At 53.7% G+C, this 24,112-nt stretch carries 25 protein-coding genes; 18 read left to right on the top strand and 7 right to left on the bottom strand.

Annotated elements, in window-relative coordinates:
* Nucleotides 1-6 precede the first annotated feature (6 nt).
* Nucleotides 7-774: a sulfite exporter TauE/SafE family protein gene (locus SynPROS91_RS08045; RefSeq protein ID WP_186515960.1), complete on the top strand. Its 768-nt coding sequence runs from the start codon at nt 7-9 to the stop codon at nt 772-774.
* 12 nt (nt 775-786) lie between these two features.
* On the opposite strand, the gene SynPROS91_RS08040 is transcribed toward SynPROS91_RS08045, so the two are convergent.
* Nucleotides 787-1,788 carry a hypothetical protein gene (locus SynPROS91_RS08040; RefSeq protein WP_255439688.1) on the bottom strand — a complete coding sequence of 334 codons (1,002 nt, stop codon included), beginning with the start codon at nt 1,786-1,788 and terminating at the stop codon, nt 787-789.
* Entirely contained in the window at nt 1,788-2,279 is a 492-nt protein-coding gene (locus SynPROS91_RS08035) for a CRR6 family NdhI maturation factor (protein ID WP_186515959.1), read from the bottom strand. The genes SynPROS91_RS08040 and SynPROS91_RS08035 overlap by 1 nt, the downstream gene beginning before the upstream one ends.
* Nucleotides 2,280-2,358: 79 nt before the next feature.
* Here SynPROS91_RS08035 and psaM point away from each other — a divergent pair, with 79 nt between their 5' ends.
* The 3 genes from psaM (at nt 2,359) to SynPROS91_RS08020 (ending at nt 3,939) form a co-directional block, all read left to right on the top strand.
* Complete coding sequence (gene psaM, locus SynPROS91_RS08030; protein WP_041427056.1) at nt 2,359-2,463, top strand: photosystem I reaction center subunit XII; 105 nt, start codon at nt 2,359-2,361, stop codon at nt 2,461-2,463.
* A 61-nt stretch (nt 2,464-2,524) separates the two neighbouring features.
* Complete coding sequence (locus tag SynPROS91_RS08025) at nt 2,525-2,911, top strand: hypothetical protein (RefSeq protein WP_186519633.1); 387 nt, start codon at nt 2,525-2,527, stop codon at nt 2,909-2,911.
* Nucleotides 2,912-2,988: 77 nt separating this feature from the next.
* Nucleotides 2,989-3,939 carry a protochlorophyllide reductase gene (locus SynPROS91_RS08020; protein WP_186515958.1) on the top strand — a complete coding sequence of 317 codons (951 nt, stop codon included), beginning with the start codon at nt 2,989-2,991 and terminating at the stop codon, nt 3,937-3,939.
* Here SynPROS91_RS08020 and bchL read toward each other — a convergent pair whose 3' ends face one another.
* The 4 genes from bchL to SynPROS91_RS08000 form a co-directional block, all read right to left on the bottom strand.
* Entirely contained in the window at nt 3,940-4,830 is an 891-nt protein-coding gene (gene bchL, locus SynPROS91_RS08015; RefSeq protein WP_186515957.1) for a ferredoxin:protochlorophyllide reductase (ATP-dependent) iron-sulfur ATP-binding protein, read from the bottom strand.
* Nucleotides 4,831-5,051: 221 nt separating this feature from the next.
* A complete protein-coding gene (locus tag SynPROS91_RS08010; RefSeq protein WP_186515956.1) occupies nt 5,052-6,620 on the bottom strand; it encodes a ferredoxin:protochlorophyllide reductase (ATP-dependent) subunit B in 1,569 nt (522 codons plus the stop codon).
* A gap of 4 nt (nt 6,621-6,624) precedes the next feature.
* Nucleotides 6,625-7,911, bottom strand: coding sequence for a ferredoxin:protochlorophyllide reductase (ATP-dependent) subunit N (locus SynPROS91_RS08005; protein ID WP_186515955.1), 1,287 nt, complete (start codon nt 7,909-7,911; stop codon nt 6,625-6,627).
* Nucleotides 7,912-8,270: 359 nt separating this feature from the next.
* A complete protein-coding gene (locus tag SynPROS91_RS08000) occupies nt 8,271-8,675 on the bottom strand; it encodes a hypothetical protein (protein ID WP_186515954.1) in 405 nt (134 codons plus the stop codon).
* A gap of 96 nt (nt 8,676-8,771) precedes the next feature.
* Here SynPROS91_RS08000 and SynPROS91_RS07995 point away from each other — a divergent pair, with 96 nt between their 5' ends.
* Nucleotides 8,772-9,557, top strand: a complete 786-nt coding sequence (locus SynPROS91_RS07995) for a BMC domain-containing protein (RefSeq protein ID WP_186515953.1) — start codon at nt 8,772-8,774, stop codon at nt 9,555-9,557.
* Nucleotides 9,558-9,599: 42 nt separating this feature from the next.
* Here the strand turns inward: SynPROS91_RS07995 and SynPROS91_RS07990 are convergent, their stop codons facing one another.
* Nucleotides 9,600-10,202, bottom strand: a complete 603-nt coding sequence (locus SynPROS91_RS07990) for a non-canonical purine NTP pyrophosphatase (RefSeq protein ID WP_186515952.1) — start codon at nt 10,200-10,202, stop codon at nt 9,600-9,602.
* Nucleotides 10,203-10,520: 318 nt separating this feature from the next.
* Here SynPROS91_RS07990 and SynPROS91_RS07985 point away from each other — a divergent pair, with 318 nt between their 5' ends.
* The 13 genes from SynPROS91_RS07985 (at nt 10,521) to cbbX (ending at nt 24,112) form a co-directional block, all read left to right on the top strand.
* Nucleotides 10,521-10,832, top strand: coding sequence for a BMC domain-containing protein (locus SynPROS91_RS07985; protein ID WP_006169870.1), 312 nt, complete (start codon nt 10,521-10,523; stop codon nt 10,830-10,832).
* 67 nt (nt 10,833-10,899) lie between these two features.
* On the top strand, nt 10,900-12,312 hold the full coding sequence (locus SynPROS91_RS07980) for a form I ribulose bisphosphate carboxylase large subunit (RefSeq protein WP_186515951.1): 1,413 nt from the start codon (nt 10,900-10,902) through the stop codon (nt 12,310-12,312).
* Nucleotides 12,313-12,413: 101 nt separating this feature from the next.
* Complete coding sequence (locus SynPROS91_RS07975; protein ID WP_006853347.1) at nt 12,414-12,755, top strand: ribulose bisphosphate carboxylase small subunit; 342 nt, start codon at nt 12,414-12,416, stop codon at nt 12,753-12,755.
* Nucleotides 12,756-12,854: 99 nt separating this feature from the next.
* The gene (locus SynPROS91_RS07970; protein WP_186515950.1) at nt 12,855-15,203 is read left to right on the top strand and encodes a CsoS2 family carboxysome shell protein; all 2,349 of its coding nucleotides are present in this window, start codon (nt 12,855-12,857) and stop codon (nt 15,201-15,203) included.
* A gap of 7 nt (nt 15,204-15,210) precedes the next feature.
* Entirely contained in the window at nt 15,211-16,953 is a 1,743-nt protein-coding gene (locus SynPROS91_RS07965) for a carboxysome shell carbonic anhydrase (protein ID WP_186515949.1), read from the top strand.
* Between the two features lie 2 nt (nt 16,954-16,955).
* Nucleotides 16,956-17,240 (top strand): carboxysome peptide A, encoded by a 285-nt coding sequence (locus tag SynPROS91_RS07960; RefSeq protein ID WP_186515948.1) that lies wholly within the window; start codon nt 16,956-16,958, stop codon nt 17,238-17,240.
* Nucleotides 17,240-17,491 (top strand): carboxysome peptide B, encoded by a 252-nt coding sequence (locus SynPROS91_RS07955; RefSeq protein ID WP_186515947.1) that lies wholly within the window; start codon nt 17,240-17,242, stop codon nt 17,489-17,491. Before SynPROS91_RS07960 ends, SynPROS91_RS07955 begins: the two co-directional genes overlap by 1 nt.
* Before the next feature lie 46 nt (nt 17,492-17,537).
* A complete protein-coding gene (locus SynPROS91_RS12320; RefSeq protein ID WP_304623023.1) occupies nt 17,538-18,083 on the top strand; it encodes a BMC domain-containing protein in 546 nt (181 codons plus the stop codon).
* A gap of 79 nt (nt 18,084-18,162) precedes the next feature.
* On the top strand, nt 18,163-20,007 hold the full coding sequence (locus SynPROS91_RS07945) for an NAD(P)H-quinone oxidoreductase subunit F (RefSeq protein ID WP_186515946.1): 1,845 nt from the start codon (nt 18,163-18,165) through the stop codon (nt 20,005-20,007).
* Between the two features lie 7 nt (nt 20,008-20,014).
* Nucleotides 20,015-21,520 carry an NADH-quinone oxidoreductase subunit M gene (locus SynPROS91_RS07940; protein WP_186519631.1) on the top strand — a complete coding sequence of 502 codons (1,506 nt, stop codon included), beginning with the start codon at nt 20,015-20,017 and terminating at the stop codon, nt 21,518-21,520.
* Nucleotides 21,517-22,659, top strand: a complete 1,143-nt coding sequence (locus SynPROS91_RS07935; RefSeq protein ID WP_186515945.1) for a CO2 hydration protein — start codon at nt 21,517-21,519, stop codon at nt 22,657-22,659. Before SynPROS91_RS07940 ends, SynPROS91_RS07935 begins: the two co-directional genes overlap by 4 nt.
* 294 nt (nt 22,660-22,953) lie before the next feature.
* Entirely contained in the window at nt 22,954-23,205 is a 252-nt protein-coding gene (locus tag SynPROS91_RS07930) for a 4a-hydroxytetrahydrobiopterin dehydratase (RefSeq protein WP_186515944.1), read from the top strand.
* On the top strand, nt 23,189-24,112 hold the full coding sequence (gene cbbX / locus SynPROS91_RS07925) for a CbbX protein (RefSeq protein WP_186515943.1): 924 nt from the start codon (nt 23,189-23,191) through the stop codon (nt 24,110-24,112). The genes SynPROS91_RS07930 and cbbX overlap by 17 nt, the downstream gene beginning before the upstream one ends.

Genomic DNA, 24,112 nt, shown 5'->3' with positions numbered 1-24,112 from the left:
GCCGGAATGGAGATTTTGGATTGGCTGCTGGTGGTGCCTCTGGGGCTGCTTGCCGGTGGATTGGCCGGACTGCTGGGAATTGGAGGTGGTTTGATTTTTGCCCCTTTGTTGCTCTGGATGGGATTAACACCGCATCAGGCTTTGGCGACAAGCACCTTTGCCATTCTGCCGACGGCCCTCAGCGGCACGGCCACGCACCTTCGCGCGCGAACTGTGCCTGCTCAGGCTGGATTGGCGATTGGTATCGCCGCTTTTGTGACGGCATTGATCTTTAGTCGTTTGGGGCGCTTGGCCGCTGGCTGGCATTTGTTAGCGCTGCAAGCTCTTCTTTATTTGTTTTTGGCTTGCACGATTCAGTCGCGTTCCAACGATTCGGGGTCTGATCAGGATCAGACGTTTTCGCTGCCAGGACTCACAGGCGTGGGAGGTTTGGCAGGATTTGCCGGCGGAATGCTGGGCTTAGGTGGCGGGCTCGTGATGGTGCCCGTGATGGTGCGTGGGTTGGCAGTGCCGATTCGACTTGCGATCCGATTCAGCACGGTGGCAGTGGCTTGTTCCACCGCGGCGGCGTCGCTTCAGTTCCTATCTGAAGGGAGAGGGCAACCCACGCTGGGCCTGATTCTGGGTGGAGTGGCTGCAGTGGGCGCTCAGTGGAGCGCATCGCGTTTGGATGACGTGAGGGCTGATCGGCTGGCCTGGATGCTGCGTGGGCTAGCGATCCTGTTGGCTTTGGATAGTGCCCGAAGAGCATTCCAGCTTGCGCTGATCGGTTGATTCAGTGGGTGCTCAGCTGGTTGTGAGGGCGATCAGTGGCTGAATGCCCACAGCGATCATCAGGCTCACGATCAGGCCAACTCCCGCTTTCCAGATGTCTTGGCTCAGATTTTTGCTGAGCTGAGCAATAGCTTGTGTTGAACCGTCGTGTTCGGCTGATCGTTGTCTCAACGCCAGGGCAATCTCTCGGCCGCCTAGCAATCCGAGAAAAACCCAAGTTGTACTCAGGGGAAAGTTGCTGAGCTGAGTTTGAGTCAGCAGACAGATCGCAAACATGAGATCGATCATGGTGGCTGAGCGCAGGTCCGCTGTGTTGGTTTTGGATCGCAGTACGCCCTGAATTGGTCCCCCTCCAAAGGCGACCAATGCGCACAGTCCTAAACAGAGTGCGGCGGTGCAAAGCAGCATCGGAATCAATCCAAGACTTCGCGGTAAAAAAATAAAGATGTTCGCTAAATCCTGCACCAGCCATAGGCTCCATAACCACCCCGTTGAGCACCACTGAAGGCCGTACCAGAGTCTGTTGAAATCGGAGGTGATGTTGGTGCTGGGCTGATGGTTTGGCTTGAACAAGCGCTCGAGCAGCGTTAAGCCGAGCCCCCATACGGCGAGCCCCAGGCTGAGGGCGAGGAGATACCCCGAGACAGATCGCTCAACAAGCGTGCCGATGTTCCCCGGTTCAAATGCTGAGAGCACAAGAAAGGAGGTGCTCACAGGAGCCCCCCAGGCCGTAAGGGCCAGCACTGCGATAGGTGGAATGAGGTAGGCCCAGGTGAAACAAGCAGGCTGTGGAAATGATGTGAGACGCCCCCATGCCGGCTCCCCGTTGTTGATGAACCAGCCCCCCATCAACACGATGGCTGTCATCGTGCAGACGAACATCATTTGCACCCCTTTTGGAGTGCGATGTTCGTTGGACGATAGGTAGCTCCCTAGGGTCTGTAGCGAATCATTGGCAGTCACCGAATAGGCGGCCAGCAGGAAGCCGATCACCATCCACGGTGTGATCTCCATCAGCGTTGATCAAGGAGGGTCCAGAACGCTGCATCCACCTCATAGCCAATGGTGGCCGCCATCTGGAGCAAGTTCCCCCGCTGAGATTGAGGAAGGTGTTGTCCCAGGTGATCGAGCAGCATGAACCGGTGGGTGATCCAGATCTCCAGGGCCTGAGGGTCGAAGCGAATCCCTTCACTTGGACTGAAGTCGTGGGGAACCACCATCGCGACATGTTGGATCAGGCTTCCGCCAGAGCGTTCCAGCACTAGGGGAAGCCAGGGGTAAATGGCATCTGCCCTGAGCGCCCAAAGACGGGGCTCTGGGCATTCACTCAGCTCTCTGGGATCATCGGAATCCCGTGGCCAGTTGTACTGGAGCTCTAACCCTGCACCATCGCCGAGAAGGTTGATGAGCGGCCGTTCCATCCATGGGTTCAGCGCCCTGAGATCAAGCGTTTGAATGGCAGCGGCATCGATAACAACCGGTTGCTTACGACTTGGGGCATCCATGATGGTGTGACAGGCCTTTGCGAATGATGGCTTGTAGAGGGGGTGAGGAGAAAGAATGGTGGAGCGTTATCAATCCATCATGGTCACTTCTATTACTCAAGCTGAAGTTTTGATCGCCCTAGTGGTGGCTGCCCATGCCGGCGTGTTGGCCGTGCGCCTTTGTGTGAGCTTGTATCGGGCGTGAACTCAGGTATTGGTTGAGCGATGGGCTCTTGCAGTCTTTGTACGCTGCGTTACAAGCGGACATGGCTAAGGCAGCTTCATCGCCAATACGACAACGATCAAGGTCATCTGATCGCTCCGCGAGGGCACAGGTCGATGCTGGGACCCGGGCTGCCCTGATTCAAAACCAGGGCGATCGCAGAGACATGCTCTGCAGCGGACTTGCACTGGCTGTGAAAATTGGTCTGATCAGCCTTGGCGCGGTCAGTCTTGTCAGGCTTTCGATGGCTTACCAGGAGCGCTTAGACCGCCATGGTGAGCTTGCCGCTGTTGTGGATGTTGAGACCAACAAGCTTCATGGCCTGCAGCAACGTTTTGACCGTTTGTTCACCCTCGGTGGAAGAGATCGCCTGATGGGTGAACAGGATCAGTGGATTGCTCCAAACCGTCTTCGCGTGATCTGGCGCTAGAGAATTCCTGGCTTTATGCGATGCATTCGCATCAACGCTTGAAAGGTCAGACTGGAATCAGATAAGGGCTGATCAAGATGGGAACACCCGGCACCGTTCTCATTACGGGAACAACCTCTGGTGTGGGCTTGAACGCCACAAATGCCCTGATTCGACAGGGTTGGTCTGTAATTACGGCCAATCGCAACCCTCAGCGAGCTGCTGGTGCTGCTGATGAGCTTGGTATCCCTCGCGATCGACTTCAGCACATCCTGATGGATTTAGGGGATTTAGAGAGTGTCCGTCATGCGGTTGAGAACCTCTCGAATGGGGTTGATGCGCTGGTTTGTAATGCGGCGGTCTATGACCCCAAGTTGAAACAGCCCAAGCGTTCGCCGCAGGGTTACGAATTGTCGATGGCCACGAACCATTTGGGTCATTTCTTGTTGATTCAGCTGCTGCTCGATCGCATCAAAGCCTCACAGCATCCCTCGAAAAGGATTGTGATTCTTGGCACTGTGACTGCTAATTCGAAGGAACTTGGCGGCAAAATCCCAATACCAGCGCCGGCTGATCTTGGTGATCTCTCAGGTTTCGAAGCTGGCTTTCAAGATCCGGTTTCGATGGCGAGTGGACAGGTGTTTAAGCCAGGCAAGGCTTACAAAGACAGCAAGCTGTGCAACATGATCACCACCCAGGAACTGCATCGACGGATCCACGAGGACACCGGGATTAGCTGCACGTCTCTTTATCCCGGTTGTGTCGCTGATACTCCCTTATTTCGAAACACCCCAAAAGCATTTCAAGTGATCTTCCCTTGGTTCCAGAAAAAGATTACGGGCGGTTATGTCTCTCAGGCTCTAGCTGGTGAACGGGTCGCAATGGTGGTGGCGAATCCCGAGTTCAACCAATCTGGTGTGCATTGGAGTTGGGGAAACCGTCAAAAGAAAGATGGCAAACAGTTCAGTCAAGAACTGTCTGACAAGGCGACAAACCCAGATGTCGCCCGTCGGGTTTGGGAGCTTTCGATGAAACTCGTGGGTCTCTGATCAGTCGAAACCGAGAAGGTCAAAGATCTCCCTGTCTTTCAGGGATACGGCTTCTAGGGGCTCAACATTGTCCAGCATATTGCTGGCCAATCGAATGTATTCCTCTTGAACGGCTTTCACCCCTTCCTCGTTTTCGTCCATCTCGAAAATGGTGCATTTCTTCAGGCGTGAACGTCGAATAGCGTCCACATCCTGGAAATGAGCCATCGTACGTAGGCCCGTACGTGCATTGAATTTGTCGATTTGGTCCGTACCAACGGAGCGATTGGCTACCACTCCTCCGAGGCGAACCTTGTAGTTTTTTGCCTTGGCTTGGATCGCCTGCACGATTCTGTTCATCGCGAAGATGGAATCAAAATCGTTAGCAGTCACGATCAGGCAATAGTTCGCGTGTTGAAGCGGAGCAGCGAAGCCACCGCAAACAACATCGCCCAGCACGTCAAAGATCACCACATCGGTGTCTTCGAGAAGATGGTGCTCCTTCAGCAGCTTCACGGTTTGGCCGGTGACATAGCCGCCGCACCCGGTTCCGGCAGGTGGTCCTCCGCTTTCCACGCACTTCACACCGTTGTATCCGGTGAACATGAAGTCCTCGGGGCGGAGCTCTTCGCTGTGAAAGTCCACCTCCTCGAGAATGTCAATTACCGTTGGCACCATTTTGTGGGTGAGGGTGAATGTGCTGTCGTGCTTAGGGTCACAGCCAATCTGGAGCACGCGTTTGCCTAGTTTTGAAAACGCGGCAGACAGGTTGGAAGAGGTAGTGGATTTGCCGATGCCGCCTTTGCCATAGACGGCAATGACAAGAGCTCCCTCCTCAATTTTTGTCCCTGGGTCCTGATGGACCTGAACACTGCCGTCACCGTCCGCCGGACGGGTGAGAGTTGTGGTCATGCAGAGACCTGCTTCGTGGGTGTTGTTTTCATTTTTACTTCAGCAAGGTTGAACAGTCAGCTTTCAATTCGTGATCGAAACATCAGGACTGATGGTGTTGAAATACTGACAAGGATTGAGTGAATTGGCGTGAAAATAGCTCGATCATTGAGTAAAAAGACTCAGCCGATCATGCCTTGTTGTGGGTAAGAAATTGAAGCCAAGAATGGTTTGTTTGGTAGCTAGGCGCTGAAGTGGGCTTTCGCGTCGTAAAGCGTTTCGCTGTCGATTTGGTTTCGGCCTTTGGATTTGGCGAATGTTTCGGTGTTTCGGCGTACTCTTCCCCGAACGAAGAAGGGGATCTTTTTCAGCTCAGCTTCTCCATCCGCAGTCCAGACCAGCTCCTCCTTGAGGGTGCTGACAGCGGCCTCCGTTTCTGCAACAGCTCCAGACCCTCCCGAATGGCCAAGGTGGCTTTGATGGCCATCCACGAACTCAAAATCGTGCCGGAACATGCCGATGAGGTGTTCCTCTAAGCCCATCATCAGCGGGTGCACCCAGCTGTCGAAGATCACGTTCGCGCCTTCCCAGCCCATTTGAGGACTGTTGCGGGCCGGCACGTCTTGGACATGCATCGGTGTGCTGATCACTGCACACGGCAGGCCCAGTCGTTTAGCGCTGTGCCGCTCCATTTGGGTGCCGAGTACCAGTTCTGGTGCTGCTGCGGCCATCGCTGCCTCGACCTCGAGGTAGTCATCACTGATGAGGGCCTCAAGTCCCATCGCTTTCGCTGCCGCTCGCACGGGTCGAGCCATTTCTCTGCTGTAAGTGCCGAGGCCAACCACTTCAAAGCCGAGCTCGTCTTTGCAGATCCTTGCTGCTGCCAAGGCATGGGTTCCATCTCCAAAGATGAACACCCTTTTCCCTGTGAGGTAGGTGGAATCGACGGATTCGGAGTACCAGGGCAGCCTGGACTGACGAATTCCCGCTTGAGGGGAAGGTGGTGTCATCCCCAGAAGATTGTGAATTTCAACAAGGAAGTCTTGGGTTGCGCCGATGCCAATCGGCACGGTGCTGGTGAATGGGATTCCAAAACTGCGCTCGAGCCAAGCGCAGCTGGATTCCGCGATCTCTGGGTAGAGGCACACATTGAGGTCGGCTTCTGGGAGTCGATGCACATCTGCCACCGTGGCTCCCAACGGAGCGACCACCCCCACGTCGATGCCATGCATGCTTAGCAGCCGTTGAATTTCGAGGACATCGTCACGACAGCGAAAGCCGAGCAGCGAAGGACCCATCAGATTCACGCGGGGACGACGTCCCTGCTGCTGCCATGCCTTGGGGTCATGCGTGAGCTCAGCAGGAGCCTGATCTTTCAGCAGAGTACGAATCAGTTGATAGAAGGTTTCTGCTGCACCCCAATTCTCTTTCTTGCTGTAGGCCGGCAGCTCTAAATTCACGACCGGCATGCTCAATCCCATGCTGTTCGCTAAAGCGCCGGCTTGGTCCTGGATTAATTCCGCGGTGCAGCTTTCGCCAACCAGGAGGGCATCGGGTTGGAAGCGATCAACCGCTTCTCTGACGTGGCGCTTCACCAGTTCCGCGGTGTCACCGCCAAGATCTCTGGCTTGAAAGGTGGTGTAGGTGACGGGAGGTCGTTGATCTCGCCGCTCGATCATCGTGAACAGGAGATCGGCATAGGTGTCGCCCTGGGGGGAGTGCAGCACGTAATGGACACCTTCCATTGATGCCGCAATGCGCATGGCACCGACGTGAGGTGGTCCTTCGTATGTCCAGAGGGTGAGTTGCATGGCTTTAGGCGTGAACAGGGTCAGAGTCGATGGGGGCGCTACTGGGCGGGTTCAGCGCTTGGCGAATGAGTTCGCGTCGTCTGAGCGGGCGGGAGAACAACTCGGCCAGCTCTCCGGCCTGATCGATGCCATGAATGGGACTAAAGACCAATTCAATCGACCACTTGGTGGCGATTCCTTCCGCTTCGAGCGGATTGGCAAGCCCCATGCCGCAGACCACGAGATCGGGTTGAGCGGCACGGACACGATCCAGTTGCTTCTCTACATGCTGCCCCTCCATGACAGTGGTGCCCTCAGGGAGAAGAGCTAGCTCCTCAGCCATCTGCTCGCGGTTCAAGTAGGGCGTCCCTACTTCCACCAGTTCCATGCCGCATTCTCTCTGCAAGAAACGAGCTAGCGGAAGTTCGAGTTGAGACTCAGGCAGCAGAAAAATTCGTTTGCCATTCAGGATTTCTCGATGTGGAGCTAGAGCGCTTTGGGCGCGAGCTACCAGAGGATCGAGCACGGAGGCGACTTGATCTGCGTTGATTTGAAAGTCTTTCGCTGCGGCTTCCATCCAGCTGCGGCTTCCTTCAGCACCCAAAGGGAAGGGAGCGGTCAGGACGCGAGCACCACGATCGCGAAGCAAGCGTGCTGTTGTCGTGAGGTACGGCTGGGTCAACAAGACCGTTGTCCCTGGCCCAACAGCGGGCAGTTCGGTGGACTTGCGAGGGGGCAAGCTGCAAACCGAGTCGATGCCAATCCGACCGAAGAGGTGAATGAGGCGATCCTCGACGGCATCGGCGAGCGTTCCCACCATCAACAGCTGGCGTTGATCTGTTGAGGGCAGGAGGGGAATTAGAGCTGAAAGTGCTCCGTCTTCTCCTTGGGTAAACGTGGTTTCAATTCCGCTCCCCGAATAATTCACGACTTGCACTCGGCCTCTCAACTCATCGTTGAGCCGTTCTGCTGCCCGCGCCAAATCCAGCTTGATCACTTCGCTGGGGCATGACCCCACCAAAAACAAGGTGCGGATCTCTGGCCTTCGTTCCAGAAGCTCACGAGCGACGCGATCCAGTTCGTCTTGAGCATCGGCGAGGCCTGCTAAGTCGCGTTCGCTCAGGATTGCTGTTCCAAAGCGAGGCTCAGCAAAAATCATCACCCCAGCAGCGCTTTGAATCAAATGGGCGCAGGTGCGTGAGCCCACCACCAAGAAAAATGCATCAGGCATCCTGCGGTGCAGCCAGACGATCGATGTCAGACCACAGAACACCTCCCGTGGTCCTGTTTCCTTGAGCAGATTCACGCTCATCCCTTTTAAGCCAGGTTCTATACGTCACGATGACGCCAGAATCACGTAGTGGTCAGACCTAACAAAAATCTTCGGGATCGGTGTTGATTTCCAGTTGGACAGACTCCGCTCTCGTCTCTAAAGCATTTGCTGAGGCTGGTAAGTCGCTAAAGGAAGCTCTCGCCACGCTTGATCAGGCTGAAACTAAACTCCAAAGCTCTCAACTGAGCCTGTGTTTGCTTCTCACGAGCAGCATGCCAAAACCAAGGCCTCGAATTTAAAGAGCTAACGGATGCAAACGACGATGGCTCTTTTGATAATTAGAAGAACGAAGGCCCCCGAAAACGCTGATTCCGAATGATGTCAATCAACGGAGCGGTTCAAAGGCGACGACGGAAACGATCGTCTCCGAATCCACTTGTTGACTGAGATGAATCCATGCCGATTTGGGTTAGACGCCACACGTTTCTGCTCAAACGTGTGGCGCGAACGCCTCCTCTTTCAACTTGTTCCGAACCTGGTCGGATCCCAATCAATTGGGTAACTTCCGCCGTACTCAACGGAGCCCCTGTCTTAATCGCAAGAGATGTCAGTTCGAGTCTCTGGCGCAGCTCAACAAGATTGGCAGCACCACCATCCTCAGCATCGCTCCAAATCCAACGACCGGGGCCTTCCTGATTGAGCTTTTGCATTAAGCCCATTCCGATCATTCCCAGAGCTTGCTCGGCGCTGAGCTCAGAACTCAAGGAGGTTGTTTCTGGGCTATGGGTTTGATTGGCTGCCATGCTGCACTCCCGATTTGCGCGGACGGTATCGGTTCCGTTGGTTGATGCAAGTCGTGAGACGCATTTTGTGAGCTTCCTTCCGGTAACATCGCCGCAATGAATCGCTTCGCCAGCTTCGATGCCCGGGAGCGGCGAGTAGGCGGAAGCGCTCTCGTCACCGGAACTGAGGTGCATACCTCGGCGAGTGGAGCTAGCTGTGTTGTCACCACCGACAGCGAATCCCCACGGCTGTTGAGACAAAACAGCCATGTGCAGTCCATTGAGCTGCGCACTTATGTCTTTCTCGACTCTCTTCAACCCCAACTCGCTGCCTATATGGGCACGGTGAGTCAGGGTTTTTTGCCGATCCCAGGTGATGCCTGTCTCTGGATGGAAGTCTCCCCAGGGATGGCGGTGCATCGAGTCACAGATATTGCTCTCAAGGCCAGCAATGTGCGTCTTGGCCAAATGGTGGTTGAGCGTGCCTTTGGCTCCATGGCTCTCTATCACCGAGACCAGAGCACGGTGATCCACTCTGGTGATGTGGTCCTTGAAGCGATTGGCAGTGCGATTGAACGACGAACACCTGCCGATGTCAGTTGGACAGAAGTGATTCGTGCCATCACCCCTGATCATGCCGTCCTCATCAATCGTTTGAACCGCAGGGGATCGATGATCGAAGCAGGAATGAGCATGTTCATTCTCGAAACAGAGCCTGCTGGCTACGTTTTGATTGCTGCGAATGAAGCTGAAAAGTCCTCGAACATCACGTTGGTGGATGTGAAAGCGGTTGGGGCGTTTGGACGTCTCACCCTTGCGGGGAGAGAAGGTGATGTTGAAGAGGCTGCGGCTGCGGCGATGCGCGCGATTGAAACGATCAATCGCAATTGTTCGGCAAGGTGAAGGGGTTAGCCGGCTGATCCACTTTCACGATCGAAGTGGTGCTCAACGAACACCTAATTGCTGACGTAAGCGAGGAGCCATTTCTCTGGCTGCTTTTCCGCGGCTGCCAAGCCGACTGAGTTGAGCCGCTGTCATTTCGCCGTAGCTGCATCGTGTTTCGCGAAGCCAGAAGAGTGACTCCAGGCCACCACCTGGGTAGGCAGCAGATTTGAGTAGTTCACCCCAACAAATCCCTTCCGAGCTTTCAATCGAGGTTCCATCTGGGGAACAAAGCACCATGGCGCTGCGGAAACGAGCGCTGCGATAAGGCTGATCAGCCATGGACCGCAGCAACTTGGAGATCTTTTCGTCGTCCGTGGGCGCGAGGCGTGCTGTGTAGAGGCCAGGAGCCCCATTAAGGGCATCAACCTCTAGCCCGGAATCATCTGCCAGAGACCAGGTCCCTGTGAGTTGTGCGGCGGCAGAAGCCTTGAGCAGAGCGTTTTCGAGATAGGACGTACCAGTCTCTTCAACATCGAGCTCTGAAGGTTGGCGCACCACCATGAGTGGGAGAGGCCCGAGCATCGCCTCAATTTCAGCAACTTTGCTTGGATTGCCGCTAGCAATCGTCAGTGTGAGCACTGAAGGGGGTCGAGTGAGTCCCATTGTGTGGGGTAAGGGTAAAAATATCGATCAGATTCGAAAATGAAGCTCAGCTGGGTTGAACATTCCACTCCGCTTGCGCGAAAAACTTTGCTTCGAGGGAAAAGATATGGGGTTTGACCTCCCTTGCCCACCGCTTGTGTTGGTGTGCTCACCCGAACCCGCACAGGGCTTCAGATCAGTGCGGGCAAGGGTGATCAGTAATGCTTATGAGGTTCAGTATGGACAATGATCTTGAAAAGAGCCCAAACCGCTTGACGAGTTGCCCTCTGGCAGACCAATGTCCTGGGCGAACATTCCACCCCCCTTACTCGGTAGGCAATGGCTAACGAAACCATGGGTATCGCTCTCGGCATGATCGAGACACGCGGCCTGGTCCCAGCGATCGAAGCAGCTGATGCAATGACCAAGGCTGCTGAAGTGCGCCTGATTGGTCGTGAATTTGTCGGCGGTGGCTACGTCACCGTTTTGGTGCGTGGCGAAACTGGTGCAGTGAACGCGGCAGTGCGTGCAGGTGCAGACGCTTGCGAACGTGTCGGCGACGGCCTCGTAGCGGCGCACATCATTGCTCGCCCTCATCGCGAAGTTGAGCCAGCACTTGGCAACGGCAACTTCCTCGGACAGAAGGACTGAGATCAGCTGTTAACCCCCTGATGGGGTTGAGCCTCTCATTTCCCTACCCGACTTAACGGATTAATCCATGAGCAAGAAGTACGACGCTGGCGTCAAGGAGTACAGAGACACTTACTGGACTCCTGATTACGTTCCCCTAGACACCGACCTGCTGGCATGCTTTAAATGCACCGGCCAAGAAGGTGTTCCTAAAGAAGAAGTTGCAGCTGCTGTTGCCGCTGAATCTTCAACTGGTACCTGGTCCACTGTGTGGTCCGAGCTCCTCACCGACCTCGACTTCTACAAAGGGCGTTGCTACCGCATCGAAGACGTTCCTGGTGACAAGGAGGCGTTCTATGCCTTCATCGCTTATCCCCTCGACCTGTTCGAAGAGGGTTCAATCACCAACGTTCTGACCTCTCTGGTCGGCAACGTGTTCGGATTCAAAGCTCTGCGCCACCTGCGTCTGGAAGATATTCGCTTCCCGATTGCGTTCATCAAGTGCTGCGCAGGCCCGCCAAACGGTATTGCCGTTGAGCGTGACCGGATGAACAAGTACGGCCGCCCTCTTCTGGGTTGCACCATCAAGCCAAAGCTTGGCTTGAGCGGTAAGAACTATGGCCGTGTTGTCTATGAGTGCCTTCGCGGCGGTCTGGACTTCACCAAAGACGACGAGAACATCAACTCTCAGCCTTTCCAGCGCTGGCAGAACCGCTTCGAGTTCGTTGCGGAAGCTATCAAGATTGCTGAACAGGAAACGGGCGAGCGCAAGGGTCACTACCTCAACGTGACTGCTAACACCCCCGAAGAGATGTACGAGCGCGCTGAGTTCGCTAAAGAACTCAACCAGCCGATCATCATGCACGACTTCATCACTGGTGGCTTCACAGCCAACACCGGTTTGTCGAAGTGGTGTCGTAAGAACGGCATGCTGCTCCACATTCACCGTGCGATGCACGCTGTGATTGACCGTCATCCCAAGCACGGCATTCACTTCCGCGTACTCGCCAAGTGTTTGCGTTTGTCAGGTGGTGACCAACTCCACACCGGCACCGTGGTCGGCAAGTTGGAAGGTGATCGTCAGACCACCCTCGGCTATATCGACCAACTGCGCGAATCCTTCGTTCCTGAAGATCGCAGCCGCGGCAACTTCTTCGATCAGGACTGGGGTTCCATGCCTGGTGTGTTCGCCGTTGCTTCCGGCGGTATCCACGTATGGCACATGCCAGCACTGGTTGCCATCTTCGGAGACGACTCCGTCCTTCAGTTCGGTGGTGGTACCCACGGTCACCCCTGGGGCTCCGCAGCTGGTGCTGCTGCCAACCGTGTGGCCCTCGAGGCCTGCGTTAAGGCACGCAACGCTGGTCGTGAGATCGAGAAAGAAAGCCGCGACATCCTTATGGAAGCCGGTAAGCACAGCCCTGAGCTGGCCATCGCTCTCGAGACCTGGAAGGAGATCAAGTTTGAGTTCGACACCGTCGACAAGCTCGACGTTCAGTGATCGGTGCAAGGGGTGACTTGTTCACCCTTTAACCGAACCTCGATATGACTCCGGCCGGAAAAATTTGATCCGGCCAAACCATTTTTTTAAGCGTGATCCCCATGCCTTTTCAGAGCACCGTGGGTGACTACCAAACAGTCGCCACCCTGGAGACATTCGGCTTCCTTCCGCCGATGACTCAGGACGAGATCTATGACCAGATCGCCTACATCATTGCCCAAGGTTGGAGCCCGCTCGTTGAGCACGTCCACCCTTCCAATTCCATGGCCACTTACTGGTCCTATTGGAAGCTCCCCTTCTTCGGTGAGAAGGACCTCAACGTTGTTGTGAGTGAACTCGAGGCTTGCCATCGTGCATACCCCGACCATCACGTTCGCATCGTTGGCTACGACGCCTACACCCAGGGCCAAGGTTCCTGCTTCGTGGTTTTCGAAGGACGTTGATCCTTCGGCTTCACGATTTCGAGCCCTGACTAGATCAGGGCTCAACAATTCCTGTAGGGACTTGTTCCCTTCAACTCACGACGACATTCTCGGGCGGACATGGCAAGACTCTCTAGTCGCGAACTAGCACTCGAGCGCCGTAAGGCTCTCACCACTGCTGGCAAAAAGGCATCCGTTGCTGTTTCAGCAGGTGCGAATCGCGTTCGGTCGGCCGACGATGCCCGTAAGACGCGCACCAACGCAGATCCAATTGCGGCAGCCCCTTCACAAGCCGCAACCCCCGTCGCTTCAGAGCGACCAAGACATCAAACACTGAGCTCTTCTTCAGGGTCCCATCGTTCTCGGGTGAAACCCGTTAGCCAACCAAGCCGCGAGCTCGTTCTGGCTCGCCGAGAGGCCCTTTCACGCCGTGGGAAATCAGCAGATACAACCAAAGATAGAAATCGAGCTGAGGTCGCTCGTAATACATCGACAACGACATCCACACCAGTCCCTGCAGCTGAACCGCCAACGCGCTTGAGTCGTCAGGCGGTATCTGTCGATCTTTCAACCAAAAATCCCTCCCGCCGCAGCAAAGCTCCAAAGCGTCGTGCCATTGATAATCCGAGCCGTGCACTCGTTTTAGCTCGTCGTGATGCGATGTCTAAACACGGGAAAACAGCTGGTAAACAACCTACAAGCGCTGCTGCAGTGGCCCGTCAGGCGAATCCTGACCTCACCAGTCGAGAGCTGGCTCAGCAAGTGCGTGAGCTTCGTGCGAAGTCCGGAGCTCGTAGCAAGCAAAGCGCTGGAGTCACACGTCCAACTGGCCCGAATCGGAACGGATCCAAGCAAGCCGCTTCCGCTGATGCTCACTGGAAGGTGGGTGAGTCAGAGACCACTGGAGGCCAGACTGTGACTGGCACTCAGGCGAATCGCTCCGTCAAGACGACGGGCAACGAAGCCAGCACTTGTCGATCGATTACGGGTACTGAATATCTCGGTGCAGAGGTCTTTCAGACTTTCTGTCAGAGCGCTCCAACGCCAACAACACCCGCCAAGGTTCGTGTGTCTGCCACCAGCCATGGCAATCGGGTCACAGGCAACGAGGTTGGTCGTTCGGAGAAAGTGACTGGGGATGAGCCCGGCACCTGCAAAAGCGTTACAGGTACTGAATACATTTCGGCGAACCAAAGCGCTGCTTATTGCGGAGGCATGAATCCCTCGCCTCGCAAAGTTGGCCACAGCCAAAGCCAACAGGGCAGGCCCATTAGTGGTGTCATGGTTGGCCAGGCCTCCAATGTCACTGGTAACGAGGCCGGCGCAAACCGCAGCCTGACGGGTGATCAATATCTTGGATCTGAGCCTCTGCCCGAAGGACGCCCAGCCACCAAGGTTGGTCTGTCTGAAACCCTTTCTGGAACAGGCGTGACCGGCACGATGGTTGGCCGTTCCTCAAATGTCACTGGAGATGAATTCGGATCCTGTCATCGAGTGACTGGTGATCAATACATCAGTTCAGAACAGGTCAATTCATTTTGCGGAGCGAAGCCCGATCCAGAAGCTGCCAAGGTTGGATTCAGCGTCACCAATCGGAATCAAGTTGTTAGCGGCACGCGTACAGGGCGTTCCGAAAAGGTCACGGGTGATGAGCCCGGAAGCTGCAAAGCAGTAACAGGAACGCCCTACGCAGGTCTCGAGCAAGCCGGCAATTACTGCGGTAACTCAGCCGTTCAGGCGATTCGCGAACGGACTCCCGTCCGCCCCGGTACACCTTCCTCCCCGATGACAGGCCTGCAACCAGGTATTGGAGGAGTGATGACAGGCGGCGAACGCGGCGCTTGTGAAACTGTGACCGGTACGCCTTATATCGGTTCCGATCAGCTCTCAGCAGCTTGTGGTGCTGAGGCACCCCAAGGAACAGATACGCATGGGCAATCACCAGAAGGGTCGAGTTGGACTCGATTCAGCGTGGTTTCTCCTGCCCGTGCTGCACAGCAACAGCGTGAGACCAGCAAAGGCGTTACTGGTACCGCTTACGAAGACAGCAGCCGTATTACAGGCCCTTTTGATTTGGCCGGTGGCAAAATCACCGGCACGGAACAATTCCGATTCGATAATCGCGAATTTCAGGAGCTTCACAGCCAACGACAAGGCCAACGTCAATTTCAACCCACCACCCCTGAGGTTGAAGTCGCGGCTCAAGAACCTGCTTCTCGGGTCACCGGTGAAGGTTCGTCCACCAAAGTCACTGGTGATGACTGGGATCGTGGTGAACACGTAACAGGGACCGAAGGAGTCTCGGCTCGTCGTCGGAATCCAAGTCGCTCTGGCGCGATGGCAGCCATGCCCCCCTTCGAACGAAAGCGCAACGAGCAGTCTGAATGGCCTGAAAGTCGCGTAACGGGTTCCAGTGGAAATACCTCTAAGGGTTCACTGATTACCGTCTCAGGCGGAGCACGGGGCTGATCAACTGATGGTCCGCTCTGTGCCTTCCCGCGGCGGGCGACCTCTGTCCCCCTCCGCTCCGACGCGACGTCAGCTGCAAGAAGAGAGAGCGGAGTCTTCGGCTTTCTCTGAACTCACGCAAGCTGATCCCAATCCGCTTTCGGCCCGCGCAGCCTCTCTTGAAAGACGAAGAGCGCTCACGACATCGGGTAAGGGAGCTGTCTTGGCTCAAGGCACGCTCGGCGCCGGTCGTGTCAGAACAAGCCAAGACAGCAGGCGTTCAGTACCTCAACAACCTGGCTGGGTTCGTCGCGATCAAAAGTCGTCAAGGACTGTTTCTTCAGCCAACCGTCTGGTCTCTAATCGCCGGCATCCCTTAACGGATCCGGTTGCTAATGAGCATTTGCAGGCCTACGAACTGGAAGTTAAAGGGCGCTTTGAAAGGATCGTTCCTCTCCTTCAAAAGATTTCAGCGCTGCAACATCACGCTGACTTTATTGATCAGGCACAGCTTTTAGCGCGTCGGGAACTTGGCTTTGACCTTCCTAAGCACATTCTTGAGCGTGCCTGGGTTCGTCCTTTGGACATGAGAGCGCTCTATGCGTGGTGTGTTTTTGAGTCGCACCGTGTCTTTAGTGATTCCTTTTTTCAGAACGATCCTCTCGCTGCCTCTTCAGGCAGTGAAGCGGCAAACATTTTTGAGCACTTTCTGCTTGATTGCGGTTTCCATCTCCTTGATGTAACCCCTTGTGCGGATGGTCGGCTAGCTCATTCCATTGCTTATGCCCTACGCATTCCGTTCAGCTCAGTGCGTCGCCGCTCCCATGCTGGAGCCATGTTTGACGTTGAAAATACGGTTAACCGATGGGTCAAGACTGAACACCGGCGTTATCTCGAGTCCATCCCTAACGCTGCCAGCCAAGACACCCGTTATCTCAAGGTTGTGACCTATCACTTCAGCTCCTTGGATCCCAGTCATCAAGGCTGCGCTGCCCACGGAAGTGACGACAAATTGGCGGCCTCTGCCGGATATCAGCGGCTTCTTGACTTCCGTCAAGCTGTTGAAAACAGCTTTTGTTGTGGTGCATCCGTTGACTTGCTGTTGATTGGACTCGATACCGATACCGATGCGATCAGGGTTCATCCACCCGCAAGCGACAGTTCAACTCAGTTAGATCGATGGGTGTCTGCTCAAGATCTTTACGCGGTAACTTCAACGATGTCTCCTGATCAGGCATTGATCCAGATCGCTGAAGCTATTGAATCTGGTGCGCCAGGAGCGATGGACTCGGGAATGGTGTCCTTGCTTACTCGTTTAATCGCTAACAATATTTCTCAGATTGATTACGTGACTGAGCTTCATGGTGGTTCGTATCCAGATGCGGGCCATGCAGAACGTTTTATTGGTGTCGGCATTGGTTTCAAAGAAGTCCATTTACGCAACCTCACATATTTTGCTCACTTGGACACCGTCGAAGAGGGTGCACCAGATTTAGATGTTGGTGTAAAAATTTTCAAAGGCTTAAATGTTTCTCGTGATCTGCCTATTCCCGTTGTGATCCGTTTTGATTATTCCAGTTCCGTTCCTGGTGCGCGTGAACGAGCTATTTCAGATTGTCAGAGAGTTGATTCGGCAATTTCAAATCGATACTCAGAACTGGTTCGTGATGGTTTACTCCATACCTGTTTAACTATCCGAGATCGAAGTCAAACCTCTCCTGCAGAAATTGTAGGGTCCACACTCGATCCTGAAGTTCAGGAGGCTCACTGATCATGCTTATCGTCAAGGTCATCAAGCCACTGGTTTCTACCAATCGCATTCCTGATTTCGAACACAAGCACCTTCAGGTTGTTCTAGACGGCAGCACCCAAAAGGTTGCAGTCGATGCTGTTGGCGCGAAGCCAGGTGATTGGGTGATTTGTGTTAGTAGCTCTGCAGCTAGGGAAGCTGCAGGCAGTAAGTCTTATCCCAGCGATCTCACAATTGTTGGGATCATTGACCATTGGGATCCAGACCCACCGAATCCATCGTCTACAGCGAACGAGGCGAAGAGCTAATGGAAATTATGCAGGTGATGGGGACTCTGATCTGTACTTACCGCGTCGGCGGTTTGGACCATATGCACCTGCGAATTCTTGAAAACAACAAGGGTAAAAAACTCGTTGCCGTGGATCCCGTTGGCGCTCGAGAAGGCAACTGGGTGTTTACCGCTAGTGGTTCTGCCGCACGCCATGCCTGTCCCGACAACACTGTGCTCACAGACCTCACCATCGGTGGAATCATCGACCACTGGATGCCAGATGGATAACTAATTCACGTTTCGCTCTCCGTCCCACCTCAACCCAATCCATCCAATGGCCACTCCTTCTCCTTCACCCCGTCGTCGTTCCAGCGCAGACTCCGCTGCATCAACACCTGCTACCAAAGCGGCTACCTCTACCTCAGCGGCAGCAAAGGCAACTGTTGATGTGAAGCCTGTCGCGAGCGCATCTGCTCCTGCGACGAGATCCCCTTCTCGCAGCGCTTCGCGAGGAACACCTACGAGCGGAGGCAGTGGAAAAGGATCCTCCCTTCAGGCTTCTGCGAGCCCTACTCCGAAGCGTGCGTTTGGTATTGCCCTTGGCATGATTGAGACCCGAGGCATGGTGCCTGCAATTGAGGCCGCCGATGCAATGACGAAAGCTGCCGAAGTGCAGCTGATCAGTCGTGAATACGTTGGCGGTGGATACGTCACGGTGATGGTCCGTGGCGAGACCGGAGCGGTGAATGCTGCCGTGCGCGCAGGCGCTGATGCCTGTGAACGGGTTGGAGATGGACTTGTGGCTGCTCACATCATTGCTCGTCCTCACGATGAAGTGGAGCCAGCCCTCTCCTGCACGAATGTGACGCGGAGGATGTGAGTCAACCGTCACCGCTGTCTAACTCGGTTTAGATTTCCGGCCCAACATTCCTCTCAACGGCGCAAACGCCCCGTTTCTCTTGATCTCAGCTGCAACGCTGCCTCTGCAAACCGCCTGGTTGATCCCGCTCTACGGGTTCTCCGGGATGTTGATTTCATTGCCTTGGGCACTGGGTGTCTTCCGGCGAGATTCTCATCGTCCTGCGGCCTATCTCAACATCCTGCTCACATTGCTTGCTTTCATCCATGGAAGCCTTGTGCTCCGCGATGTCATGGCAGGTGGACCAACCCTTCTGACGTTCCCTTGGCTGAATGTGGCTGATCTCAATCTTGAGATCAGCTTCAGCCTCTCTCTCACCAATGTGTCTGCTCTTGAGCTGATCACGGGTTTGAGTTTTTTCTCTCAGTTGTATTCCCTTGGTTATCTCGATAAGGAGTGGGCCTTAGCCAGGTTCTTCGCATTGCTTGGCTTCTTCGAGGGGGCGATGTCGGGGGTTGTTTTGAGCGACTCCTTGTTTCAGAGCTATTTCCTGCTGGAAATGCTCACGCTTTCGACCTATCTCTTGGTGGGTTTTTGGTACGCCCAACCTCTCGTGGTAACTGCGGCAAGGGATGCATTCCTCACCAAGCGCGTTGGTGATGTGATGCTCTTGATGGGAATGGTTGCCCTAGCAACGTGGTCGGGTGTGACCAGCTTTGACGACCTTTATGCCTGGTCTGCCACAGAAACAATCAGTCCACTGGCGGCGACATTGCTCGGTTTAGGACTGATTGCTGGACCTACAGGTAAGTGCGCCCAATTCCCGATGCATCTCTGGCTTGATGAAGCCATGGAAGGTCCTAATCCAGCCTCGATTCTTCGTAACTCTGTGGTTGTGACCTGTGGTGCCCTTGTTTTGCTCAAGGTGATGCCTCTGCTGCAGAACGCGCCCGTCACGCTCGTTGTTCTCCAGGTGATTGGAACGATTAGTGCGATTGGCGGGTCACTGGTTTCGATCGCGCAGGTGGATATCAAACGCACGCTGTCGTATTCGACAACGGCCTATCTAGGGCTTGTTTTTATCGCTATTTCTTTGCAGGTGCCCGTACTGGCCCTGCTACTCCTGTTCGCCCACGCGGTCTCGAAGGCACTGCTTTCGATGAGTGTGGGTGGCGTGATCGCTTCCACTAATTGTCAGGACATCACTGAGCTTGGTGGCCTTGGTGGGAGAATGCCTGCCACCACTGGTTCTTATTTGGTGGGGAGTGCTGGGCTTGTGGGCCTTCTCCCCCTAGGGGGATTCCTTTGCCTGGCGCAGGCCGTTGAGCTGGTGGGAGCTCGGTCAGTGATTTTTGTACCAGTTTTCCTTCTCACCAATGCGCTAACGGCCCTAAACCTCACCAGGATTTACCGCCAGGTTTTTCTTGGTCGCTCTTTGACAAAGACGCGTCGAGCTGCAGAGGTGAACTGGCAGATGGCCTTCCCGATGGTGTCTCTTGCCGTCATCGTTGTCTTAACTCCGCTCTTGTTGATTCGTCTGGAGTCTCTGGATGGTTTGCTTGCGTTCCCTCTGTGGGCTGCTGGTGTCGTAGTGGGGAGCGGACTGATCGGTTTGTTGGTAGGAGCTTTGATCCCCCTCAATAAAGCCTGGTCTCGATCTCTCAATCCCGTGCTGCGCTGGTTCCAGGACCTTCTTGAAAATGATTTCTATACAGAAAGGTTTTATCGCTTGACGATCGTTAATGTAGTGGCCTTATTCTCGAAGCTTGCTTATAGCTTTGATCGAAATGTTGTGGATGGATTACTCCATGGACTTGCTCGATTCTCACTTCAGAGTGCTGAAGGCCTGAAGTTGAGCATTAGTGGTCGAAGTCAAAGCTATTTGTTAACCGTTATCGCGGCCATCGTGTTGCTTTTGTCATCCCTGAGCTGGTGGCTGAACTGAATTAATGATGATTCTCACTCTGCTACTGATCATTCCTTTCTTAGGGGCTCTTTTATTGTCCCTTTGGCCTGAGGGATCGACTCCAGCTCAACTCAGACGCCTCACCCTGGTGATTCTTTCGGTTCAATGCATTGCAAGTTTCGCGGTGCTCTTTTGGTTTGATCCGAGCAACCCTGCCTTGCAGCTTCAGGAACATTTGCCTTGGCTTCCCAGTGTTGGACTTGACTATTCCCTAGCGGTCGATGGCATCTCTCTTCCGCTTGTTTTGATGAATGCTGTGCTCTGTCTCGTTGCAGCAGTGGCATCGCGAAAGATCGAGAATCGACCAAGAATTTATTTCGCGCTTTTGTTAATCATCAGCGGAGCGGTGAATGGAGCCTTTTTGGCTCAAAATCTTTTGCTCTTTTTCCTGTTCTATGAGCTTGAACTCATCCCGCTTTGGCTCTTGATTGCGATCTGGGGTGGTGCCAATAGAGCCTATGCCTCCACCAAATTCCTGATTGTTACCGCAGTGTCTGGAGTTTTGATTCTGGGTGCATTCCTCGGGATTGCGCTTGTCACAGGAAGCGTTGATTTTGGTATTCGCCCGATCTTGTCGGGAGAGATGGGTCTCACCTCACAGCTGTTGCTGATGGGGGCACTATTGATCGGCTTTGGGATCAAGATCCCTCTCTTTCCGTTTCACACCTGGCTTCCTGATGCTCATACGGAAGCCTCGACTCCAGTGTCGGTTCTTTTGGCAGGGGTTCTCCTCAAGCTTGGGACCTATGGGTTATTGCGATTTTGTCTTGGTCTCTTTCCTGAGGCATGGGAGGTTGCGGCCCCATGGTTGGCTCTCTGGGCAGCGATTTCTGTCCTGTATGGCTCCTTAGCTGCAATTGCTCAATCGGACATGAAGCGGATGGTGGCTTACAGCTCTGTTGGGCATATGGGATATGTCTTGCTCGCTGCTGCCGCTGCAACGCCACTTGGTTTGATCGGTGCACTATTCCAAATGGTGAGTCACGGTTTGATTTCAGCGATCCTTTTCCTCGCTGTAGGTGTTGTCTATGAACGAACAGGCACAAGAGATCTGAATGTTTTACGCGGACTCCTTAATCCTCAGCGCGGCTTACCCCTCACCGGAACCCTGATGATTGTGGGTGTGATGGCAAGTGCCGGAATCCCGGGTATGGCAGGTTTTATCTCTGAATTTCTCGTCTTCAGGGGAAGCCTTCAGCCCTTTCCCATTGCCACTTTGCTTTGCATGGTGGGGTCAGGTTTGACCGCTGTGTATTTCTTGTTGCTGGTGAACCGAGCCTTCTTTGGACGCTTGGCCATTGCTGCAGGCCAAGTCTCTAATCCCATCATTCTTTCCGTAGTGCCGCTCCATGAGCAGCTTCCGGCGATTGCACTTTCCTTCATTGTGCTGCTCCTGGGTCTTGCTCCGGATCTTTTGGTCGGGATGAGTCAGGCGGCCACAACCGGTCTCAGCGAATTAGCGCTCTTACCCATCACAGGAGGACTTTCATGACTGCTACCGAGATCACTGATGTCCCAACGATTCCAACCCTCCCTGATCGTGAAGAGCTGATTCGTCGTTTGCTTTCTGATCAACCTTTATTGGCCGATACGCCTGATCATCTTCTGCAGATTGTCAATGTTCTCGATAGCTACGGGATCGTTCTTGATGCTTATAGCCGCAACTTGGTGAATCAGGGTGAAACCCAACTACTGAATCCATTTCCAGTGATGCGATTCTTTCACGAGGGGTTCAGTTTTGAGCGCTTATGGCAGCACCTTCGTGGCGATCGTATCAACTTTGAGTATGCCGAATATTGCCAAAAGGCAATGTTTTGGCATGGCACTGGCGGAATGGATGCTTATTTCGATTCAGAGCCTTTTCTGGAGACCTGTCAGAAGATCATTGCGTTGCGTAGTCGCAGGGATCCCTTGTTGGCATTGGTGCATCGGCTTTATCCAGGTTTTGCTCCTGAGGCGATCCGATCGATGGCCACCATTTATGCCCTTGGTCTGTTTTGGCGGGTGATGAGCGACCTGTTCCTTGACCTTTCTCGCCGATATCGCAACGGTGAAATTGAGTCTGTTAATGATGCTGTTCATCACATCAGAGATGGTTTAGTTGCTGCTGCTGGAAATCCGATGACTTACAAAGTCACGGTTGGAAACGAAGACGTATGGGTTTTACCACCAGAGGCTGGACTGACATTTCTGGTTGATGTGGCTGTGCCCTACGTGGAGGCTGTCTTTTTTAGGGGAATGCCCTTCCTGGGAACCGTGTCTTACAACGCTCAGGCGCGACAAATTTCAGCTGATATCGGCGATTTTAAGTATGGAGCTCTGTATGCAGATCCAATCCCGAGTATGGGAGCGGGAATTCCTCCAAGTTTGTGCATGCAAGATATGTACCGAAATCTTCCAGAAGAGCTCAGTGATTGGTACATGTCGCATGGCAGGGGCATGCATGATGTTCATGTTCAGATCTGCATCAGTTTTCAAAAATCGATGTTTTGTGTCACGAATGGTGCGATCTCAGGCACCATGCCTCATCCCCTTGATACGACAGATGCTGATCAGCAACAAGCCAATCGTGCTTATGCTGAATCATGGTCTGAGCGGTTGATGGGATGTCAGCGAGGAGCTCTTCTCTAATCCTTGCTGTAGAAAATAGCCTGTTTTGAACATCTTCTGAATGAAGGAGATTCTTTTTTTAAGTCTTTGAGTCTCCTTTTGCTTTTTACTGAAAAATTTAGCCTCGCTGGAACATACGCATCTGTTTTGCTGTTATCAAGCCGATGATGATCTGGGTTTTTGACTTCAATCCTCTTTTGGTTGAGATGATTGATTTTTAATTTTCCTGTCAGATGTAAGTTGAGCTTTAAGATTTATTTGTTAGGTTATCGGACCGCTCTCTACTAGGTTTGTAGGTGATGAGAGGATGGTTTTATGGACCAATGGCATGAGCGCAAAAGGCCAGTTTGTCTTGAGCGACGATTTGAGTTTGAAAGCTACAGCGCTACGCGTGACTTCCTTGATCGGCTTGGGGATTTCAGCGAAGCGAAACAGAGATTTCCTGATATTAGTTTTGGTAAAACCTATGTGAATATCACTCTTCGTCCAGAAGCTGAAGGCAATGACAGTCAGCTCAGCGATGATGATCGTTGCTTCGCTTCAGAGATTGATGCCCTCTTCTGTTGACCTGGCGGCTGCTTATGCCGATTCAGGGGTTGGGGAGGTTCTTGAGCAGCTTGACCAGGAGTTAATTGGCTTGCTGCCAGTGAAGACGCGCATTCGTGAAATTGCGGCTTTGCTGTTGGTGGATCGAGCTCGCCAACAGTTGGATTTGCAAAGCACTGCTCCCGGTTTGCATATGTCGTTTACCGGCAGGCCAGGCACGGGGAAGACCACAGTTGCCAAACGAATTTCGCAAATTCTTCATCGGCTTGGCTATTTGCGAAAGGGGCATGTTGTCACCGTGACTCGTGATGATCTAGTGGGTCAATATGTTGGGCATACTGCGCCCAAAACGCGTGAGATGATTAAGCGTGCTTTGGGTGGCGTTCTATTCATTGATGAAGCCTATTATCTCTATAAATCTGATAATGAACGTGATTATGGTGCCGAAGCGATTGAAATACTCTTGCAAGATATGGAGCATCAACGATCAGATTTTGTGGTGATATTTGCTGGCTATAAGGATCGAATGGCCAGTTTCTATCAATCCAATCCCGGCCTTTCCTCACGTGTTGCTCATCATATTGATTTTCCTGATTACAGCGAAGAGGAACTCTTGGCGATTGCTCTTCTCCTGCTGAATCAGCAGGACTACCACTTCAGTGACTCAGCGCATGACGCCTTCTGTCGTTACATCAAGAGGAGGCGAAAGCTACCATTTTTTGCGAATGCTCGTTCGATTCGAAATGCTCTTGATCGTCTGAGACTCCGTCAAGCGAATCGATTATTTTCGCGCCTCGATCAATCTCTCAGTCGTGATGATCTGACCACCATCGAAGCTGAAGATGTCTTGGCGAGTCGTGTGTTTCAGGGTGAGATTGAAGGTCGCGATCCTTCTCAGCCTTTGACAAAGAATTTGCATTCTCCTTAA

The sequence above is a fragment of the Synechococcus sp. PROS-9-1 genome, assembly GCF_014279775.1.
GTDB lineage: Bacteria > Cyanobacteriota > Cyanobacteriia > PCC-6307 > Cyanobiaceae > Synechococcus_C.
The sequence above is the reverse complement of the archived record's forward strand: the minus strand, read 5'-3'. Positions and strand labels throughout refer to the sequence as shown.

Excerpts from the sequence above, each read along its gene's own strand:
- SynPROS91_RS08045 (WP_186515960.1), top strand. The coding sequence starts at position 7 with ATGGAGATTTTGGATTGGCTGCTGGTGGTGCCTCTGGGGCTGCTTGCC.
- SynPROS91_RS08040 (WP_255439688.1), bottom strand. The coding sequence starts at position 1,788 with ATGGAGATCACACCGTGGATGGTGATCGGCTTCCTGCTGGCCGCCTAT.
- SynPROS91_RS08035 (WP_186515959.1), bottom strand. The coding sequence starts at position 2,279 with ATGGATGCCCCAAGTCGTAAGCAACCGGTTGTTATCGATGCCGCTGCC.
- psaM (WP_041427056.1), top strand. The coding sequence starts at position 2,359 with ATGGTCACTTCTATTACTCAAGCTGAAGTTTTGATCGCCCTAGTGGTG.
- SynPROS91_RS08025 (WP_186519633.1), top strand. The coding sequence starts at position 2,525 with ATGGCTAAGGCAGCTTCATCGCCAATACGACAACGATCAAGGTCATCT.
- SynPROS91_RS08020 (WP_186515958.1), top strand. The coding sequence starts at position 2,989 with ATGGGAACACCCGGCACCGTTCTCATTACGGGAACAACCTCTGGTGTG.
- bchL (WP_186515957.1), bottom strand. The coding sequence starts at position 4,830 with ATGACCACAACTCTCACCCGTCCGGCGGACGGTGACGGCAGTGTTCAG.
- SynPROS91_RS08010 (WP_186515956.1), bottom strand. The coding sequence starts at position 6,620 with ATGCAACTCACCCTCTGGACATACGAAGGACCACCTCACGTCGGTGCC.
- SynPROS91_RS08005 (WP_186515955.1), bottom strand. The coding sequence starts at position 7,911 with ATGAGCGTGAATCTGCTCAAGGAAACAGGACCACGGGAGGTGTTCTGT.
- SynPROS91_RS08000 (WP_186515954.1), bottom strand. The coding sequence starts at position 8,675 with ATGGCAGCCAATCAAACCCATAGCCCAGAAACAACCTCCTTGAGTTCT.
- SynPROS91_RS07995 (WP_186515953.1), top strand. The coding sequence starts at position 8,772 with ATGAATCGCTTCGCCAGCTTCGATGCCCGGGAGCGGCGAGTAGGCGGA.
- SynPROS91_RS07990 (WP_186515952.1), bottom strand. The coding sequence starts at position 10,202 with ATGGGACTCACTCGACCCCCTTCAGTGCTCACACTGACGATTGCTAGC.
- SynPROS91_RS07985 (WP_006169870.1), top strand. The coding sequence starts at position 10,521 with ATGGCTAACGAAACCATGGGTATCGCTCTCGGCATGATCGAGACACGC.
- SynPROS91_RS07980 (WP_186515951.1), top strand. The coding sequence starts at position 10,900 with ATGAGCAAGAAGTACGACGCTGGCGTCAAGGAGTACAGAGACACTTAC.
- SynPROS91_RS07975 (WP_006853347.1), top strand. The coding sequence starts at position 12,414 with ATGCCTTTTCAGAGCACCGTGGGTGACTACCAAACAGTCGCCACCCTG.
- SynPROS91_RS07970 (WP_186515950.1), top strand. The coding sequence starts at position 12,855 with ATGGCAAGACTCTCTAGTCGCGAACTAGCACTCGAGCGCCGTAAGGCT.
- SynPROS91_RS07965 (WP_186515949.1), top strand. The coding sequence starts at position 15,211 with ATGGTCCGCTCTGTGCCTTCCCGCGGCGGGCGACCTCTGTCCCCCTCC.
- SynPROS91_RS07960 (WP_186515948.1), top strand. The coding sequence starts at position 16,956 with ATGCTTATCGTCAAGGTCATCAAGCCACTGGTTTCTACCAATCGCATT.
- SynPROS91_RS07955 (WP_186515947.1), top strand. The coding sequence starts at position 17,240 with ATGGAAATTATGCAGGTGATGGGGACTCTGATCTGTACTTACCGCGTC.
- SynPROS91_RS12320 (WP_304623023.1), top strand. The coding sequence starts at position 17,538 with ATGGCCACTCCTTCTCCTTCACCCCGTCGTCGTTCCAGCGCAGACTCC.
- SynPROS91_RS07940 (WP_186519631.1), top strand. The coding sequence starts at position 20,015 with ATGATTCTCACTCTGCTACTGATCATTCCTTTCTTAGGGGCTCTTTTA.
- SynPROS91_RS07935 (WP_186515945.1), top strand. The coding sequence starts at position 21,517 with ATGACTGCTACCGAGATCACTGATGTCCCAACGATTCCAACCCTCCCT.
- SynPROS91_RS07930 (WP_186515944.1), top strand. The coding sequence starts at position 22,954 with ATGGACCAATGGCATGAGCGCAAAAGGCCAGTTTGTCTTGAGCGACGA.
- cbbX (WP_186515943.1), top strand. The coding sequence starts at position 23,189 with ATGCCCTCTTCTGTTGACCTGGCGGCTGCTTATGCCGATTCAGGGGTT.